The following is a 17820-nucleotide window of genomic DNA, read 5'->3' on the forward strand; positions in this document are numbered from 1 at the left end:
ATCGATCGATCGCGTGGTCCGGTGGGTAGAGAGCTGGTCGATTTGACCCCAGAGATCGCGGCGGACTCTTCTAAGCGGCTCCATGGCCGCTAGATACGGCTGAGGGCATAGGGGCGTTTTGCTCGTTTGCCTGTTGGCATCCAGCGGCAGTCACCAGTCTCAGAGAAGACACAAGAGGAGAGGAGAGGAGAGCGCCATGACCCAGGTGCCATCTGATCACGAGGCAGAGTCGCAAGAGGCTCTGGTCGATCTCACGAAGAAGCTGCGCAAGCGCGAGCGTCGCCTGCTTCAACGCCTGCAGAAGGCTCAAACCGCTCGGGCGAAGGCGGTCGAGCGTCTGAATCGGGCCCAGGCCCGCCTGGAGAAGAGAACCGCGCGCTTACAACGTCTCGAAGAACGGCTCTCATTGGTACGCCAGCAGCTTCAGACGCTGGAGGGGCTGGCTGAGCGGACGCCGGCGCCTGTCGCCCAAGAGGAAACCGCGTCTGTCTCCAGCTCCCAGAGGCTTGAGTTCCCCACGGCGCAGGCTGTGCAGGAAGAGACGGCGTCCCGGGAAGACCTTTCCCCTGGTTCTTCGCCTTCGCCAAGAGAGGCAGCGGGTTTGCCAGAGGCCAGCGATGCTGTCAGGGGTAACCCAGCGCTCAGCGAGCTGCAGGCTTTGGCTCACTTGCTCCTCGAGGAGGGGCGTCGCGAGGAGCAGCTCCGGGCAGGCTGGAAGCAGCCTGAACACGCTTCTTTTTCGCTGCTAGAGAAAGCAGAGACAGCGGAAGTTTCTTCCAGCGAACAGGCTTCGGCTGCCCCTGCGCCAGAGACGCCCGGCTGGCCAGCCTTCGATCAGACGGCAGAGCCTGGGGAGGGGCGTGAACCGGAGTGGGTGAGTCAACTGGCAATCGACGAGAGCGGACCTGCCCCAAAGGGGGACGAGCCAGAGCTACAGACCAGCGCTGAGCGTTCGTCCGTCTCGCCAGCCGAAACAGAGCAGAGCGGGCAGCAGGCCCCAGCAGCAAGGGAGGCACGTCAGCAGGCAATGACCACAGCAGAGCGTCCGCGTCAGGCAGCTCTCTACGGCTTTGACGAGCCTCCCGACCTCCCCGAGTCCGAGGATTCCAGCGCTGAGGAGGCCGATTTTCTGGGGATGAACCCCGCCGCACTTGCCTCCTCGTTGCTACCAGCCTCACCTGCGGAACTGGTGCGCGAGGCCCGAGCAGCGGCGGAGGCGGCAGAGGAGGCTGCCAGACTGGCGATCGAGCGCGCCGCTCAAGCGGCAGCCCGCCTTGAACTCCTGCCGTCGGGCCGCCACCTGGTCCAGGAGCTGGCCGAGGTCGAGCAGGCGGTAGCTCAGGCTAGCCATGCCGCCGAGATCGCTCAGACGACGGCGCGCGCAGTCGAGCGCTGGGCTGGGGCGATTGCCCCAACAGCCGATACATCGCTCCCCGCCCAGAGCACTGCCGAGAGCCAGTTGGTCCAGCCAGCCGAGAGCCAGACAGAGTCAGTCAGTTCTTCCAGCGAGCCAGCTCCCTCCCCCACACCTCCAGAGGAAGCGCTCTCTCCAGCGGCAGCGGCCTCTGCTTATGTGGACCTGGAGCCGGTGACGACTGCTTCCAGCCCGGAGGGAGAACAAAGAGCGGCGCGCTCCCCCTCAGACGAAGAGCAACCCGATCCTGCCCCAGCGTCTTCCGCTCCAGAGGAGGAGAGGAGAGAGCCGACAGCATCAAGAGCGGAGGCAGAGGAAACCTCGAACCTCAGCAGGACGGCTGCAGCGACCGAGTTCTCAGAGGAGGCAGTGCCCGCCCCTCAGGAGGCTAATGATCAGGCAAGCGCAGAGGGGCGGGCCACCAGCAAGACCGTCCATTCCCCTCCAGAGTCGCCGTCGGCCCTGGCAGCTTCACAGGAGCCAACAGAGGGAGAAAGCAAAAGAGAAGACCAAGAAGAGACGGCAACAAGAACGTTGAGCACATCACAAGCAGACGGCACACTGGGAGAAGGGGTCAGACCATCGGAAGTGGCAGAGCCAGAAGCGAGCGCAGAGACCGAAGCAGAGCCAGAGGAGGGAACGGTAGTGCCCACCGAGGCAGCAGACCACCCACCGATCAAGAGGGAGGAGGCACAGGCAAACTGAGAGGGCGGCTGGCTGATGCTATCTGGTTTGCCGCTACAAGTGAGCATAAGATGGCGAGAGGGGAAAGAGATGAGGAAGAGATTCACGGCAGAAGAAGAGAGCCAGTCAAGAGGTAGATTTCGGGAATGCAAGAGGAGCGCAAACGCTTCGGGCGCGCTCACCGGCGATCAGAGCGCGAAGGGGAGCAGCGGTTCCGGTCTGAGCGAGGATGAGGTGGCGCGCCGCTGGTGGGCACTCCCACCAGGTACGTCGCTCCCTCTGAGCACGGGGGGGTCGCTGCTCTTGCTCTTTCCGGGGCGCCCTGGTGGACGCTGCGGGCCGGATGTCCGGGATGCTGTCTTCTACGACGGAGGGCAGGAAGTGGTGGGCGATGTTGAGCTGCACGTGCGAGCCAGCGACTGGCAGGCCCATGGCCATTACAACGACGCACGCTATAACAACGTGGTGCTGCACGTTGTGCTGATCTGCGACCAGGCCAGGCCGTTGCGGCGTCAAGACGGCAGTCTCATCCCGCTCTGCTCACTCTACGATGCGGTGATCACGCCTGCCGATCTTCAGCTCTTTCCTCCGGCTGCCGACGGCTCACCAGCGCGGTGGCCCTGTCAGCGTCTCTGGCCTCAGATGGCACCCGCCGAGCGCGCCCACCTGCTCACCCTGGCCGGTACCCTGCGCTTCCAAGAGAAGGCCGAGCGCTTTGTGACAGCCCTGCGGCAGACAGAGGCCCATGCCTCCTTCTCTGCGTACGACGTCTGCCTGATTACAGCCCTGGCCGAGGGCCTGGGATACGGGCGCGACCGCCGCTTTTTCCGCGCCTGTGGTCGGCGCCTGCTCGGCCTGGCCACGGCCCTGCCCGAGCCAGAGGGACGAGCCTGGAGGCCGCCCCGACTGGAGGCCACGCGCCTTCGGGCGCTGGGCTTGCTGGTCGCCCGCTGGTCGGTGACGGGCGCCTGGGCGACCCTCCTGCCGGCTCTGGGCCTCGAGCTACCCGGGAGGGCGATCGCCGGGTTACGGGCCGCACTGGCTCCTGTGAGCCGCTCCCGCTGCGACATCCTGATCTGCAATGTGGTCTTACCTTTTGCCTACGCTGTCGCTCTGATCGAGGGGAACAGGGCACTCGCCGACCAGGCTCAGCAGCTCTACCAGCATTATCCGGCCCTGCCATCCAACCAAATCACGCGCGCCATGTCCCGGCAGCTCCAGCTCCCAGGCGAGCCACGGCTCGCCTGTCAGCAGCAGGGCCTTCACCATATCTATCAAGAAAGCTGCCGCGCCAAACGCTGCGGCCTTTGCATGGCAGGGAAGCAGCTGCTATGAGCACTTCAGCAGGCAAAGAGCGTCTCGCTCGTTTTCTGGCCCATGCCGGCGTCGCTTCACGTCGCCATGCCGAAACGCTCATCTTCAGCGGGCGAGTGCAGGTCAATGGGCAGACGGTGACCACGCCAGCAACGCGCATTGATCCCGCACGCGACACGGTCACCGTCGATGGCCAGCGCATTCAAGCGTCGAGGCGTCACCTCTACCTTATGTTACACAAGCCAGCGGGCTATGTCAGCACAGTGAGCGATCCCCAGGGGCGGCCCACGGTGCTGGATCTGCTGCCCGAGGAGCTGCGCCGCCTGCGCCTCTATCCTGTCGGGCGGCTCGACCTGGACACCACAGGGCTGCTGCTTCTCACCAACGATGGCGAGTTCGCGCTGCACATGATGCATCCCCGTTTCTCTCCTGAGAAACGCTACCGGGCACTCGTGCGAGGCTATCCCTCTAGCAGCACGCTGGAGCGACTTCGCCAGGGAGTAGTGATCGAAGAAGACGATGGGCGTCCCTACCGCACTGCGCCCATCGGGGTGCGACCACTACAGCGAACGGCAGCCGGCACGTGGCTGGAGCTACGCCTGCACGAGGGGCGGAAACGCCAGATTCGACGTATGCTTGCCAGTGTTGGCCATCCAGTCATCGAGCTGCAACGGGTGGCCATTGGTCCTCTGACGCTGGGCGACCTGGCGCCCGGAAGCTGGCGCCCGCTGACCAGGGCCGAAATTGCTGCCCTCCAGGCCCAGGCTGCGCCAGCGCGCTCCAGATCGGCAGAATGGAGGAAGGGATAGCCCTCCCGCATAGGCGGCACTGACCCACAAAGGCCAAGAATCTTCCAGAGCTGCATCGCTCTCCCAGATTGCAGTCCTTCCGACTCCCTAAACGGCACTTGGGCTTTTGAGACTAAGCTTCCATCCAGGCAGCAGCGTGACTGCCACCCTATCTCATCTCTTGTTCTTAAAAGAAGCTCTAGTCGACTCTCGCAGTCCAGACCGAAGGTGCCTGTGTCACCAGACCGCTCCCTGGTCGGCCAGTGCCGGTCTTCTCACGGCAGCCGTCGGGTTCTCCCTCCTGGCTCCTTACCAGCAAGAACCTACCCGCCAGTGGCGGCAGAGACTTCCTCTTAACATAGGAAGACATGGCTTGTATCTCCTGGGTATGGTAAGAGGAGCAAGAGTAGAGCATGCCAGGGCAGCCAGCAGGCCGGCCTCAGCTCGCAGCCGGCGCGCTCTTATGAGGCGTCACAGCACTGGACCGGGAGAGAGACCTTCTATGTTCACAGCGGAGAGGCTTTTACAAACAATCCGGCGTCTCCAAGACCTGCCCGAGCCGGACGGGCGACGCCTGCTCCTCAACCTGCTGCGCAGGGGCAGCGCGGCCCGACGTGGCCTGCTTTTCCTCATCGCAGAAGAGGCTGGGCAATTGCGCCTGCTTGAGAGCAGTGGCCGTCTGCCGCCGTGTCCGCTCCCTCAGAGCGAGCAGCGGCGGGGAGAGAGCGCCGTCGATCTGATCCCCTTGCACGGCCTCTTTGGCAGCACTCTCCGAGAGCCTGCGGCCCGCTTCATCCCCTCCATCCAGGGCGAACCGCGGGCCTTACCCATCGAGCGCTACTGGAGCAGCGCCGCCGAGCGCCTGCTCCTCTGTCCCCTGGGCCTGGCTGGCCGGTCCCCCAAGGCCCTTCTGGTCCTCTGCTTCACCTCCGAGCCGGCCGGCCAGCCAGCAGCCCAGCACGACACCCCGGCGTCCCTGCTCAAGAACGACCTCTTCCAGTCCTGCCTCCTGCTGCTCGCGAGCTACCTTCCCTCCTCCTTCTCCTTCACAGGAGCCAGTGCCGATGAGCAGGCAAACGAAGGCCGGCCCCAGAAACGCCGGAGCGCAGCAGCGGCAGTGGCTCCCCTAGCAGCCAGGTCCCTGCCGCCAGGAACGGCGATCGAAGAAGAGCGGGCGCGCATCGCCTTCACTCTTCACGACGGTCTGGCCCAGGAACTAGCACATCTCCTGCATCAACTAGAGATAGCAGACTCGCTGCAGGAAAGCCAGCCAGAGGAGGCCCGGCGCGCCCTGGCGGAAGCCCAGCAGCAACTGCGCCAGAGCCTGGAGCGTCTCCGCGAAACCATTGCCACCCTGGCACCTGCCCCACTCGGAGAGATCAGCATCGAGCTGGCGCTGCGCTCGCTACTGGCTGACTTTCAAAGAGCGGTGCCCACCATCGCCCTGGAAGAAAGCATAGAGCAGCCCCTGACCATGCCCCGCGCCCTTGAGGCGACGGTCTTCCACGTAGTGCAGGAGGCACTCAATAACGTGCGCAAGCATGCTCAGGCCAGCCGCGTCAAAATTAGCATCAGCACCCTACGCCGGGAGAAGACACTGCTGGTGAGCATCGAAGATAACGGGAAGGGTTTCGCGCCAGACCGCCGCGAGAGCAGTCTGGCGCGCCAGCTTGGACTCTACTTCATGCGCGAGCGCGTCCAGCGAGCCGGCGGCAGCCTGACCATCCAGAGCGCCCCCCAACAGGGCACGCACATTGAGGCACGTTTCCCCCTGAGAGTCGCCGTCTCCCCTCTCACCGCTCGCGAGCGCCAGATTCTGGAGCTACTCAGCAACGGAGCCAGCGACCGTGCGATCGCTCAGCAGCTCGCATTGAGCGCCGAGGCTGTCAGAAGGCATATTCAAACCATCTTGCACAAGCTCAAAGCCCACAATCGAACTCAGGCCGTCGCCAGCGCTCTCCGCCGCCGCTGGCTAGAGTGAAGCGCCTCTATCCCCATCCCACCCACCCAGATCCGAGCAGACTCCGGGCAGCAGAAAACAGCCCGAAAGACGGTCCTGAGGAGAGAAACAGCCGTGACTCACCAGCAAATCGGCGGCAAAGCAGCCAGGACAAAGAAAAAGCAGAGAGACTGGAGGGCTAGCGTCGGCGGTTACGCTTCAAATCTCTGCCGACCTGGAGCACATCTTTGACCCGCTCCAGGCGAGCGATGATACGCTGGAGCTGCTCGAGGCTTTCGATCTCCAGGGTTGCATTGATCACCGCCAGCTCGCGCGCACCATTAGTACGGGTAGACAAAGCGGCCATATTGATGCCCAGCTCGGCGACCGCACTGGCAATATCGCGCATCAAGCCTGGACGATCCCGCGCCGTCACCAGGATGGGCGCCAGATAGCGGGACTGCTCCACGCCAGCCCAGCTCACCGCAATCAAGCGTTCGCTGTTATGCTCGCGATAGCGAGCAATGTTGGGGCAATCGGCCCGATGGACAATCACGCCGCGACCGCGGCTGATAAAGCCCACGATCTCATCGCCGGGCAGAGGGCAGCAGCAATTGGCCAGGCGGGTCAGCAAGCCGGTGACCCCGTCGACATAGAGATTGACCGCTGGCGCCTCTTTAGTGCCGCTGGCGGAGAGCAGCGGCTCCCCCTCCTGGTGAGTGCCATTCTCGCGCTCACGCCCATCGCGCTCGCGGACCTGCAGATACTCGCCCAGGCGCACAGCCACCCAGTGCTGACGGATCTTATCGCTGCCGATGGCCGCCAGCAGATCCTCAAAGGAGGCGAGACGAGGCTCCCGTTGCTCGCGCTGAGCATTATACTCTTCCACCAGGCGATCCTGCAGCTCCTCCGTCAGCACCTCCAGGCCCCGCAGGCCAAGGGCCTTCAGCTCCCGATCGAGGCGCTCACGTCCGATCTGGATATTGATATCGCGCTCGTGGGCCTTCAGATAGCGGCGAATGTGGCTGCGAGCCGCTGCCGTGCGCGCGAAATTGAGCCAGTCGCGGCTGGGATGAGCCGTACGACTCGTCGTAATATCGACAATCTCACCATTCTTCAGCTCATAGTCCAGGGGAACCATGCGCGCCACCAGCCGCCCCCCCTCGCCATCGTCGATCTCGGTAATGATGCGGGCGCCGGCGCAATGATTGCCGATCTCGCTATGAATGCGATAAGCGAAATCGATCGGCGTCGAGCCAGCGGGCAGATCCTTGACCTCGCCCTTGGGGGTGAAGACAAAGATCTGCTCGGAGAACGGATCGCTGCGCGAGGTCTCGGGCAACTCAGGCATACCACTCTGGGTAGCTCGCAGCTCGCGCTGCCACTCGGCCAACTGGCGCAACCAGGTCAGCAGCTCTTTGGCCGAAGGCGAAGCGCGATCTCCCGCATCCTTATAGTGCCAGTGCATGGCCACCCCATACTCGGCGAGCTGGTGCATCTCAAAGGTGCGGATCTGAATCTCCACCAACTGCTCGTCGAGGCAGAAGACCGTCGTATGGAGGGCCTGATAGCCGTTGGGCTTAGGATTGGCAATATAGTCCTTAATACGGCCCTCCTTGGGCTTCCAGAGACTATGGACATGGCCAAGGGCCAGATAGCAGTCCTGGGTCGTCTCCACCAGAATGCGGAAGGCGATCACATCGTGGATCTGATTCAGGTCCAGGCCGCGTTTCAGGTCTTCCAGGCTCTCGGTGCCGAGCAGGCTGGGCTGAGTCGGCAGGCCAGCGGAGCGCAGAATCTTCTTGTAGAAGCTAAAGAGGTGCTTAATGCGGCCAGAGACCTCCACATGCTTGAGGCCAATAGCCGCCATCTCGCGGCGCAAAATCTCACAGACCTTCTGCACATAGGCGCCCCACTGCTTCTTCTCGGCCTCCATCTGGTCGCGGACCCAGGCATATTGCACGGGCTGCAGGATCTCGAAAGCCAGGTCCTCCAGCTCGCACTCCACGCGCGACATTCCCAGGCGGCCCGCCAGCGGGGCATAAATCTCCCGCGTCTCCCGCGCCATCGTCAGCCGCTCCTGGGGATCGTACTGGAAAGCCGGATCGCGCAGCATACGCATCGCATGCAGGCGGTAAGCCAGCTTCAGCAGGACGACGCGCGGATCATCGGACATGGCCAGGAACATCTTGCGCACCGTCTCGGCCTGCTGATGCTGTAGCGCGTCGCGGTTGCGTCGCTTGCGGCTCTCGCGGCTACTCTCGACCTCAACGCGGCCCGTGGCGGGCAACAGTTGGGCACCAACCTGCTTTTTGCGCTCCAGAATGTTGAGGCGCAGCATGCTACTGACCACGCGCTCCACCGGGCGCCCCAGCTCCTCGCTCAGGCGCTCCAGAGAGAGCAGCTCGGCATCCACCGCTTCAAAGACCAAACCGGCGGCGACGCCAATGGCATCGATACGCATCTCGGCCAGAATCAAAGCCACGCCCAGGGCATGTTCCAGAGGAGGAAGGGCGCGCTTTCCCCTGACCCCACGACAGCGCTCCTGAGCCAGATTCAAAGCATGCTGCACCAGTTCAATCTCGGAGGGGGACATATATTCCTGAACACGAGCCAGCAAGGCTTCTGCCGCACGCTCGTCGGGGGGTTTCTCTCCAACGGCAGTGGTCAGACCTCCGCCGGCCTCCACTTCCCCCAGCGCTCCCGAGGCAGACACAGATGAGCGCTCGCCCAATTGTCGGTCTGACTCATGCTCGATCGTCATCTCGACCATGTGCACATTTCTATATTTCATGAAGAAAATTGCAGGATACAGCCCAGTGCGGATTCACTTATCGCTCTTCCAGGGTAACTTTGCAAGAATCGTCAGCGGCCCCGCCACCTTGCTTTTTCACCGATGTGCTCCTTCATTCTCGCCTGGCAGCATCCCGGGCCTAGCGTTTCACAGGTTCTAGCAGTACATCCTTTCAGATTATAGACCTTGCAGATAGCCTTGTCTAGCTGCCCCAGGCAGCGGCAGACAGCGAGGAAGCGGCCAGCAGGGCGCTCAGAGCTGGACTAACGTAGCCCACAAAGTCCACACGGCCCTCAGCCCAACCCCAGGGTAAAGAGTACCACCGGCGAGGAAAGGGCGGGCGACTGACAGTCCTACCAGGCCAGCCGCTGCAGAAAGGATCACCACACGCTGCTCAGCGCCAGGCCAGGCCCAGGCTGCCCGGCGCGGCGCTGCCACCTGAAAAAAGGGTGCTGCCCACGCCCGAAAGGAGGGGGTCGCCAGCGCACGGCCAAGGCAAGCGCGCCATCCAGGGGGAAGACGAGAGTTCTGGCCCGCGCCAACGGCCACCAGCTCCGTCCTTGACTAACCCGACTCCAGCGCAGCAGCTCAGCTCAGCGGCTCTGAGAGGGTGCTCTCATCAGTCGCACGGCTGCTCCCCCTGCTACCCTGGCCGGCTCGATAGCCCAGGTTGCGTCGCACACTGACGACGCTCTTGACCTGCAGCAGGCGTTTGAAAATGCGCTCAATCTGATCTACCGACTGGATCTCCATCGTTGCCGTGATCACGGCCTTCTGGAGAGCCGGGTTCGTCGTTGAGGAGACCGCCGTCATGTTGATGCCGGCATCGCTGACGACCGCCGCCACATCGCGCAGCAAGCCAGCCCGATCGCGGGCCACAATAGTGATGGGGGCCAGATAGGACTGCGTTTTGACCTGCGACCAGTCCAGATCGAAGATACGGCCTTTGACGCGCTCGCGGAATCGCTGCAGTGTACGGCAATCCTGACGATGAACAATCAATCCCTTGTTTGGACTGAGAAAGCCAGCAATTGCGTCCCCCGGCAGGGGACAACAGCAATGGGCGAGGCGCGTGGCCAGGCCGGAAGTCGGATGGCGCTCGTTGGCCTGCGTCGGGTACGGCGACGAGCGATGTCCGTTGAGAGCAGGAGCAGCAGCCACGGACAAGGACTCGGAGTCGGGCAGCCCGGCGGTTGCTCCCTCCTGCCGCAGCGCTCCACGCTCGCGCAAGAGCGGCAGAAGCTCCCCGACCAGATCCTCCACAGGCAAGTCACCCCGCCCAAGGGCCACGTAGAGGGCCTCCACCGACGGATACTTGCGCGCGCTGACCAGCGGCAGCAACTCCTCGTCTCTCAGAGCCTCAAGTCCCGCCGCGCCCGCAGCCTTGAGCGCCAAATCCAGCCGCTCGCGCCCAAGCTGGAGGTTGATCTCGCGCTCGTGGTTCTTCAGGTAGCGCTTAATCTTAGTGCGAGCATTGGCCGTACGCACGAAGGAGAGCCAGTCGCGTGTTGGATGAATCGCCTGATTAGTCACAATGTCGACAATTTCGCCGCTTTTCAGCTCGTAGTCCAGCGGGACCAGGCGCGTTACCAGGCGCTCGCTATCGCCCAGGCTGGTAATGATACGGGCTCCGGCGCAGTGGTCGCCAATGTCGGTATGGATGCGATAGGCCATATCAACCGGAGTTGATCCGCGGGGCAGATCTTTAATCTCTCCCTTGGGGGTAAAAACAAAAATCTGCTCTTGAAAGATATCGCCTTTGACGGCCTCGATGAAGTCATCGGCGCTCTGTGGCAACTCGCGCTGCCACTCGCGGAGCTGCTCGATCCAGGCGACCATCTCCCGATACGAGAGGCGGGAGCCGCCGCGCTCGCGCAGATACCAATAGCTGGCGATCCCGTAGTCCGCCGTACGCTGCATCTCATGGGTGCGGATCTGAATCTCGGCGAGGCGATTATCGAGGCAGAAGACCGTCGTATGGAGGGACTGATAGCCGTTGACCTTGGGAGTAGCGATGTAGTCCTTGATACGCCCATCCTTTGGGCGCCAGAGAGCATGGATATGGCCGAGGGCCAGATAGCAATCGTGGTCGCTACCGACAAGGATACGGAACGAGACCAGGTCATGCAACTGGCTGACCTCGCCGCCGCTCTGCAGCAACTTGCGGTTAATGCTGGCCAGATGCTTCTGCCAGGCCAGCACCTCGGCCTGGATCTCGGCGCGGCGCATCTCCTCCTCAATGGCAGCGCAGACCGCATCGACATAGGGCTGACGTTTGCGCCGCTCCTCCTCGACCTCGCGCGCCAGGCGCTGATAGCGTTCCGGCTCCAGATAATAAAAGGCCAGATCTTCCAGCTCGGCCTGCACCAGACCCATACCTAACCGTCGTGCCAGCGGAGCGTAGATCTCACTCGTCTCGCGAGCGATGATCTGCTGCTTGGCCGGCGGCATAGCGTTTAAGGTACGCATATTATGCAGGCGGTCGGCCAGCTTGATAACCACCACACGCGGATCCTCGGCCATCGCCAGGAGCATCTTGCGCACCGTCTCGGAGCGAAGACGGCTCTTGAGGTCGCGAGCGGCCTCCTCGCTGTGTTCAGGATGGGAAGCGGAGCCAGGCAGTCCGGCCCCAGAACTGGAGCCGTTCCCGTTCGCGGGCTTGCCGGCCAGAGCCTCAAACTTAGTCACGCCATCAACGATGGTCGCTACCGCCGGACCGAACTGGGCCCGGACCTCCTCCAGCGTGTAGTCGCTATCCTCGACCACATCGTGCAGCAAGGCGGCCACAATGCCATCGGCGTCGATCCGCATCTGGGTGAGGATCAGCGCCACCGCCAGCGGATGCAGAATATACGGCTCGCCTGAGCGGCGCCGGACCCCCATGTGAGCCCGATTCGCCAGCTCGTAGGCCCGCTCGATCTTCTCGACATCCTGCGGCGAGAGATAAGCGCGGGTTTCCGTCAGCAACTGCTCAAAGGCATCGCCCTCCAGATGCCCATCCGAAGGCTGGTAGGGATAGATCACCGTCCAGGTTCGCTGTCGCCGCTCGTGCCGATCCTGATCCTGACTGGCGGCATCCGGGGCTGCAGTGATCAGCGCATCGGTGTCCACGCTCATATTGGGGGAAACCACCGAGGCCACGGGTCGGCCATCAGTTCCCTCTGGCCCCATCAGGGTACCCGCCTCATGCCGGCTGCCATGTTGTTCACGTGAGTCCATATCTGGGTACCCGATCCTCTGCCTGTGCGTATACTGTTCAACAAATTTAGCTGGCCGTTGAGAAATGTTAGACACCTGTCTGTGTATTACCTTGTAATTATAAGGTGCGAGGCATTACTGTCAAGCAGTAGACGGCGAGCGCCAACAAAGAAAAGAAAGAGACAAGGCCAAGAGCAGACCTTGGTCTTGTCCGCGAAGCAGATAAATTGCTACGACTACAATGATTCCTACGTCTCAGGATCACCTTCCCTCACAGGAGCGCGAGCCACAAGCAGAGCCGCGCAGTGGAGGGAGGCCAAACGGGGGTGACGCTGTGCTTGTTTGGTTGTTTGTTTGCTCGCTCGTTCGCTTGCTACCCCGCTCTCCTGCGGTCCTGGTAGCCAGCCATCTCACAGCCCGAACGCAGGCGCCGATCAGAGCGGCCTGGCCCGTTCGGTCAGCGTAGCGGCTGATCCATTCGTTCCTTCAGGGAATGAGGCAGGCTAGCGTCGCGCCACGCGCGCTTTATCATAGCAGCTACTGCAGTAGACAGGCCGGTCGTTGCGGGGAAGGAAAGGCACGCGCGCCTCCTGCCCACACTCGGCGCAGATCACCGTGTGCATCTCGCGCGGCGCGCGCTCGCTCCGGCTGCCTCCTCCCGCTGCCTGGCGCCGCAAGGCCCGACAGGACGGGCAACGCGCAGGCTGGTTCAGCAGGCCCTTCTGCTGGAAAAACTCCTGTTCCCCCGCAGTGAAGACGAATTCGTTTCCGCAGTCACGGCACTTGAGAGTCTTGTCGACGAAGCTCAACCAAGGACCTCCTTAGTGGTATGGTCGGTATCCTCTTCAGGTCCATTCCTGGCCTCTGTCACCAGTCTGTTCGTCGCCCTGAGCAGCATGGGACCCATTCCTGATGGCACTGTGCGCAAGACCAGTCTCGGATTACCGCTTGAAAGCATACACCAACTTTTGCTGTTTTTCAAGTGATTCTCGTCCCAACCAGTCAACGTTTTGATATTTTTACGCGCTTTTCATGTGAAGTGGACCGCCTTACATTGGTTTCACTATGTTTCTCTCTTTGTCAAAAGGATTCAGTCGGCCAGCCAGGCCCTCTCCGGCTAGCAGAAGGGCGTTGCATAAACCTCGGCGATTCGCTATACTGCTCTTCAGCAGAGGAGTCGCGTCCGGCAGGCAGGCAGACGGGCGGTTTGCAGGCTGGCCGAGCCGACTTTGAGCCGCTTTATTCCGACAGGGGGCCTTGCCCCCCTGCCTGGCTTGACAGCGGCGCGGCGCGCCCGACTGGGCTGGGCCGTCCTCCTCTCACCAGGCACGCTTGCTGTCAGGAAGGGAGTGGCCAGTGAACGCACTCGCGGCACGTTCTGGCGCCTTTGCCTTTACGATCGACGTTGAGTATCCTCCGGTGCCATCGGCCCCCACCTGGGCCCGCGCCTGTACGCTGCAGACGCCTCACGGGACGATTCAGACCCCAATGTTTATGCCCGTTGGCACCCAGGCCACAGTGAAGTGCCTGACGCCCGAGGAGGTACAGGCCGCCGGCGCGCAGATTATTCTCGCCAATACCTACCATCTGATGCTGCGCCCCGGCTCGCAGCTGATCGACAGCTTCGGGGGCCTCCACCATTTTATGCGCTGGCCCGGTCCGATGCTGACCGACAGCGGTGGCTTCCAGGTCTTCAGTCTGGGCCACCTGCGCAGACTGAGCGAGGAAGGGGTAACCTTCAAGTCGCATCTAGATGGCTCGCTGCACTTGCTGACTCCCGAGCGCTGCCTGGAGATCGAGGCCGAACTGGGCGCCGATTTTGTGCTGCCCCTGGATATTTGCAGCGGCTACCCCTGTACACCCCAGGAGGCCCGCCTCGCTATGGAGCGTACCCACCGCTGGGCACTGCGGGCCTTGGAGGCTTTCCAAAAACATCCACACCGTCCCCAGCGCCCCCAGGCCCTCTTCGGCATCGTGCAGGGAGCCTTCGATGCCGGGCTGCGCCAGGAGAGCGCCCGCTTTGTCGGTTCCTTGCCCTTCTTTGGCCTCTCGATCGGAGGGCTGTCGGTCGGCGAACCCAAGGCCCTGATGTGGGAGCTGCTGCGAGCAACCACCCCAGCTCTGCCGCGCGAAAAGCCACGCCATTTACTGGGCGTGGGTTCGCCAGAGGACCTGATCATGGGGATCGATCTGGGTATGGATCTCTTCGATTGCGTGCTGCCAACGCGCGTGGCCCGCCACGGGGGTCTCTTCACCCGCACCGGGCGAGTCAATATTAAGCGCGCCCGCTTCCGCGACGAGCATGGTCCGCTCGAGGAGGGCTGCGATTGCTATACCTGTCAGCATTATAGCGCCGCCTACCTGCATCACCTGGCTCGCGCGGAGGAGCAGCTCTACTATCGCCTGGGGAGCATCCACAATCTGCGCTTCATGCTGCGCCTGGCCGCCGAGGCGCGGGCGGCGATTCTGGCAGGGACCTTCCCGGCTTTCCGCGACGCTTTCCTATCCAGCTATGTGCCGGCCTCGGAGACAGCCCGCGAGGAACAACGGGCAAAGTGGCTGGCACGGGCGGCCGCGCGCGCGACGTCGTCCTGAGCCTGCCAGGGAGAGAAGGATCAGAGTTTATGGCCGAGACCTTTCGTTTTCTCAATACTGGGATACACGACGCAGCCCTGAATATGGCGATCGATGAGGCGATCCTGCTACACCACCTGCGCGGCGAGGTGCCGCCTACGCTGCGCGTTTTCCGCTGGTCACAGCCGGCGATCTCGCTGGGCCGCTTCCAGAACGTGGAGCGCGAGATTCTTAGCGATCGCTGCCAGGAGCGCGCTGTGGCCCTGGTGCGCCGCCCGACGGGAGGGCGCGCCGTCTACCACCGCGACGAGTTCACCTATAGTATTGTGACGAGCCGACGCTACGGGGCACCCTCTGGCGTGGTGGCCGCCTATAGCTATCTGGCCCGCGGCCTGCTGGCAGCCCTGGCCCTGCTGGGAGTGCAGGCGGAGATCAGCGATGGGCGCGTGCATAAGCATCCTTCGGCAGCCTGCTTTGCCTCGTCGACCCAGGCCGACCTGACCAGCGGCGGCTATAAGCTGGTGGGCAGCGCCCAGGTCTGGCGCGAGGATGCCCTGCTGCAGCAAGGCTCGCTGCCGCTCGATGATCGGGCAGCGGAGTTCTACGCTCTGCTGCGCTTCCCCGATGAGGCCGCACGAGCTGAGGCCCTGTCCCTCTACCGCCAGAAGACTCAGCCGCTGCACGCTTTCGCGCCCACCGCGACCTGGGAGGAAGTGGCAGAGGCTTTTCGCCAGGGCTTCAGTCAGGCGCTGGAACGGGAGTTTGTGCCGGCAGAGCTGAGCCGCTCAGAGCTGGAGCTGGCCGAGCAGCTCGTGGCCGAGAAGTACAGTAAGCTTGATTGGCGCAAGGACCGCCTGACGCTGGTCTGAGCAGCTTCCGCCAATCCAAGCAGCTTCTGCCCCGCCCTTCAGCAGCATCAGAAAAGGCTGAGCTGGACAGGAGCGCTCTTATGAACTCGAGAGATCTTTGGCGGGTAGAACACGCCAATAATAATAAATGGATTCGGGCTTATCCTATGGTACCGGCGGGTCGTCCCTAAAAAAAGATAGATATCTCGCGCCGCGCAAAACTCTTCCAGGTACCTGCGACGGACCAGACGATTGGCCTCCGCTTCATCGCCATTGGCCCTCGCCAGGCAGTTCCAGTACAGGGCCCCAAGCTCCCAATCTTCTATCAGGAGTTTATGCGGCCTGCTATCACCTGCGCTTAGAAAGACGTAGGAGTACTTGTAAGGAAGCTTCTTGATAGGTATCCTTTTCTTTGCCTCTCCAGCGGCATCTATCTCAAACAGATTATTCTGCAGGTAAAAATCATCCCACTTCTTTTTCCAGCGGCGACTTGTTGGCTCGATTGTGAAGTCGACGATTTCACAGGGCTTGAGGACAGCCAGCGAACGTTGCTGAGGGCCTTTGGCCAGGCCAATCACTTCTGACATCGAATCGAAGACTTCCCGAAGCACATAGCTCTTTCGCTCTTCCCAGCCCTCGGCGCTGGCCGGTATATGGCCATCGAGCGCGATCCGTTCATCCAGCCCCAGGCGGGGCCGATAGCTCTCTGGCCGAAAATCTTTGGCATTTCTGACAAGATCGAGACGAATCCATTCGAATTTACGGTATTGCTGATCATAAGGAAGATTCCGGAAAGGGATGGGATAAATTCGTAGCCATTTTCCATTTTCAAGCACCCCCGCCGTACAAACCAGCTCTTCGTACCTATTGGAGGGAAGAGGATAGGCTTTGACAGCGATCAAGACACGAGCATCGGGAAGTGTCTCGGGCAGATACATCATGGCCTCCTTCTTGAGCGAGGGCTGACTTTCTCCCTCTTCAGGCCAGAGCCAGCCAGCCGTCAGCGCTCCGACAGGAGCAGCGGGGGGTCTGTCGGCTGTGACTATCCAGGGGCCTGCAGGAGTTGATGAGAGGCAGCCTTGCTTGCCAGATGAACAACAGGGGCATCGATATAACCTTGCTCGCACAGATACGCGGCCAGCACAGCACGATGGCAGTGGCCGGGATCGGCCTCAAAACAGGTCAGGGCCACCCGTCTCTTCTCAGCGACGAGCGCAGCCAGCCGCTTGACACTCTCGGCCGCCTGCGGAAGCAGGTCGTTAGCGTAACGAGCAAAGAGCGCGCGATAGGCTTCCTCGCTCTCCAGGTCCCGTCGCAACTCAGAGGGCACTCCCAGGGCCGGCAAATGGAGATAGGCAATCCCTACCTCGTAGAGGGCCTGGGCCAGACGTGCCCTGGCAAAGCCGAACTTGCGCGAAAACGGATTGCGCCGCACGTCGACCAGAGCGCGCACCTCATGAGCCAGCAAAAGAGCCAGGTAGGCGTCCAGGCTCAGCCCCTCGTAGCCCACAGTGAAGAGACAGGCAGCTTCCTGCGACTGAGCCGGGGCCGTCTCGGGCAGAGAGAGGGCCGCGAGCTGGCGGCTAAGTCTCCGCCAGGTCCGGCGTCGATCAGCAGCCAGGCGCTGACCTTCCTCCCAGACCCGCGCCAGCCGGCGGCGATCCTGCTGGCGGAGCTGAGCCAGGAAAGAGGTCTGGCCAGCGGGTGGGAGCAGCGCCACTCGCGGCGGTGGCGTCAGCCAGCGCCGCAGACGCAGTGTCTGCAGGTCATGCTCAAGCACAAAGCTGCGCACCTGCTCGCCCCAGACGACGAATTGATAAGGAGCCTGGCCCCGCTCGCGCTGAGCATGGAGACAGAAGAGCATGATCAGCAGCAGAGCCGTCTCCTCTTCCAGCTCTTCTCCGGCCAGCTCAGCCAGGGCTAAGACCAGCCGTTGGCGATAGACTATGGTCATGGGTCGGAATCTTCCTCTCGTCTCAGCATCTTCCAGCTACTAAGACGAAAAGGCGACCACTCAGCGACACCCTGGCGGCAAGAGTCCCAGGGACGCCGGCCAGGCCAGCGCACCCCGATCACCCTCCAGGCTCATCTTCCCACGATCTTTATTCTACTTCATCCAGAATATTTATTCAACCATCCGTACCGGAAACAAAGCAATCGTTCAGCACAACTCAGATTATAAACGTTTTTCATTCAAATACATGTTAAGTTGCTCATCCTCATAATAGCATAAGAAAGGCAAGGAGAGCTTTCTTCTACGGTGTGAA

At 62.2% G+C, this 17820-nt stretch carries 11 protein-coding genes; 6 read left to right on the plus strand and 5 right to left on the minus strand.

Annotation, left to right across the window (positions count from 1 at the left end; all coding sequences use genetic code 11):
• Positions 1–196: 196 nt before the first annotated feature.
• The 4 genes from ACFMO7_RS04825 (at position 197) to ACFMO7_RS04840 (ending at position 6181) form a co-directional block, all read left to right on the plus strand.
• Positions 197–2119 (plus strand): hypothetical protein, encoded by a 1923-nt coding sequence (locus ACFMO7_RS04825; RefSeq protein ID WP_376794380.1) that lies wholly within the window; start codon positions 197–199, stop codon positions 2117–2119.
• Positions 2120–2188: 69 nt separating this feature from the next.
• Entirely contained in the window at positions 2189–3433 is a 1245-nt protein-coding gene (locus tag ACFMO7_RS04830; protein WP_376794381.1) for a DUF2851 family protein, read from the plus strand.
• Entirely contained in the window at positions 3430–4221 is a 792-nt protein-coding gene (locus ACFMO7_RS04835) for a pseudouridine synthase (protein ID WP_376794382.1), read from the plus strand. The genes ACFMO7_RS04830 and ACFMO7_RS04835 overlap by 4 nt, the downstream gene beginning before the upstream one ends.
• 481 nt (positions 4222–4702) lie before the next feature.
• The gene (locus tag ACFMO7_RS04840) at positions 4703–6181 is read left to right on the plus strand and encodes a hybrid sensor histidine kinase/response regulator transcription factor (RefSeq protein ID WP_376794383.1); all 1479 of its coding nucleotides are present in this window, start codon (positions 4703–4705) and stop codon (positions 6179–6181) included.
• A 157-nt stretch (positions 6182–6338) separates the two neighbouring features.
• Here ACFMO7_RS04840 and ACFMO7_RS04845 read toward each other — a convergent pair whose 3' ends face one another.
• From ACFMO7_RS04845 to ACFMO7_RS04855, 3 genes are all read right to left on the minus strand, one after another.
• Entirely contained in the window at positions 6339–8933 is a 2595-nt protein-coding gene (locus ACFMO7_RS04845) for a RelA/SpoT family protein (protein ID WP_376794384.1), read from the minus strand.
• 588 nt (positions 8934–9521) lie between these two features.
• Positions 9522–12152: a RelA/SpoT family protein gene (locus tag ACFMO7_RS04850; RefSeq protein WP_376794385.1), complete on the minus strand. Its 2631-nt coding sequence runs from the start codon at positions 12150–12152 to the stop codon at positions 9522–9524.
• Between the two features lie 482 nt (positions 12153–12634).
• Complete coding sequence (locus tag ACFMO7_RS04855) at positions 12635–12940, minus strand: zinc-ribbon domain containing protein (protein ID WP_376794386.1); 306 nt, start codon at positions 12938–12940, stop codon at positions 12635–12637.
• A 589-nt stretch (positions 12941–13529) separates the two neighbouring features.
• On the opposite strand from ACFMO7_RS04855, the gene tgt reads away from it, so the two are divergent.
• Together tgt and ACFMO7_RS04865 are read left to right on the plus strand one after the other, a co-directional pair.
• Positions 13530–14726 (plus strand): tRNA guanosine(34) transglycosylase Tgt, encoded by a 1197-nt coding sequence (gene tgt / locus ACFMO7_RS04860; RefSeq protein WP_376794419.1) that lies wholly within the window; start codon positions 13530–13532, stop codon positions 14724–14726.
• 29 nt (positions 14727–14755) lie between these two features.
• Positions 14756–15574, plus strand: a complete 819-nt coding sequence (locus tag ACFMO7_RS04865; protein WP_376794387.1) for a biotin/lipoate A/B protein ligase family protein — start codon at positions 14756–14758, stop codon at positions 15572–15574.
• A gap of 47 nt (positions 15575–15621) precedes the next feature.
• Here ACFMO7_RS04865 and ACFMO7_RS04870 read toward each other — a convergent pair whose 3' ends face one another.
• Entirely contained in the window at positions 15622–16494 is an 873-nt protein-coding gene (locus tag ACFMO7_RS04870; RefSeq protein WP_376794388.1) for a hypothetical protein, read from the minus strand.
• Between the two features lie 101 nt (positions 16495–16595).
• Positions 16596–17507: a DUF488 family protein gene (locus tag ACFMO7_RS04875; RefSeq protein WP_376794389.1), complete on the minus strand. Its 912-nt coding sequence runs from the start codon at positions 17505–17507 to the stop codon at positions 16596–16598.
• Positions 17508–17820: the final 313 nt, after the last annotated feature.

The sequence above is a fragment of the Thermogemmatispora sp. genome (assembly GCF_042408735.1).
Taxonomy (GTDB): domain Bacteria; phylum Chloroflexota; class Ktedonobacteria; order Ktedonobacterales; family Ktedonobacteraceae; genus Thermogemmatispora.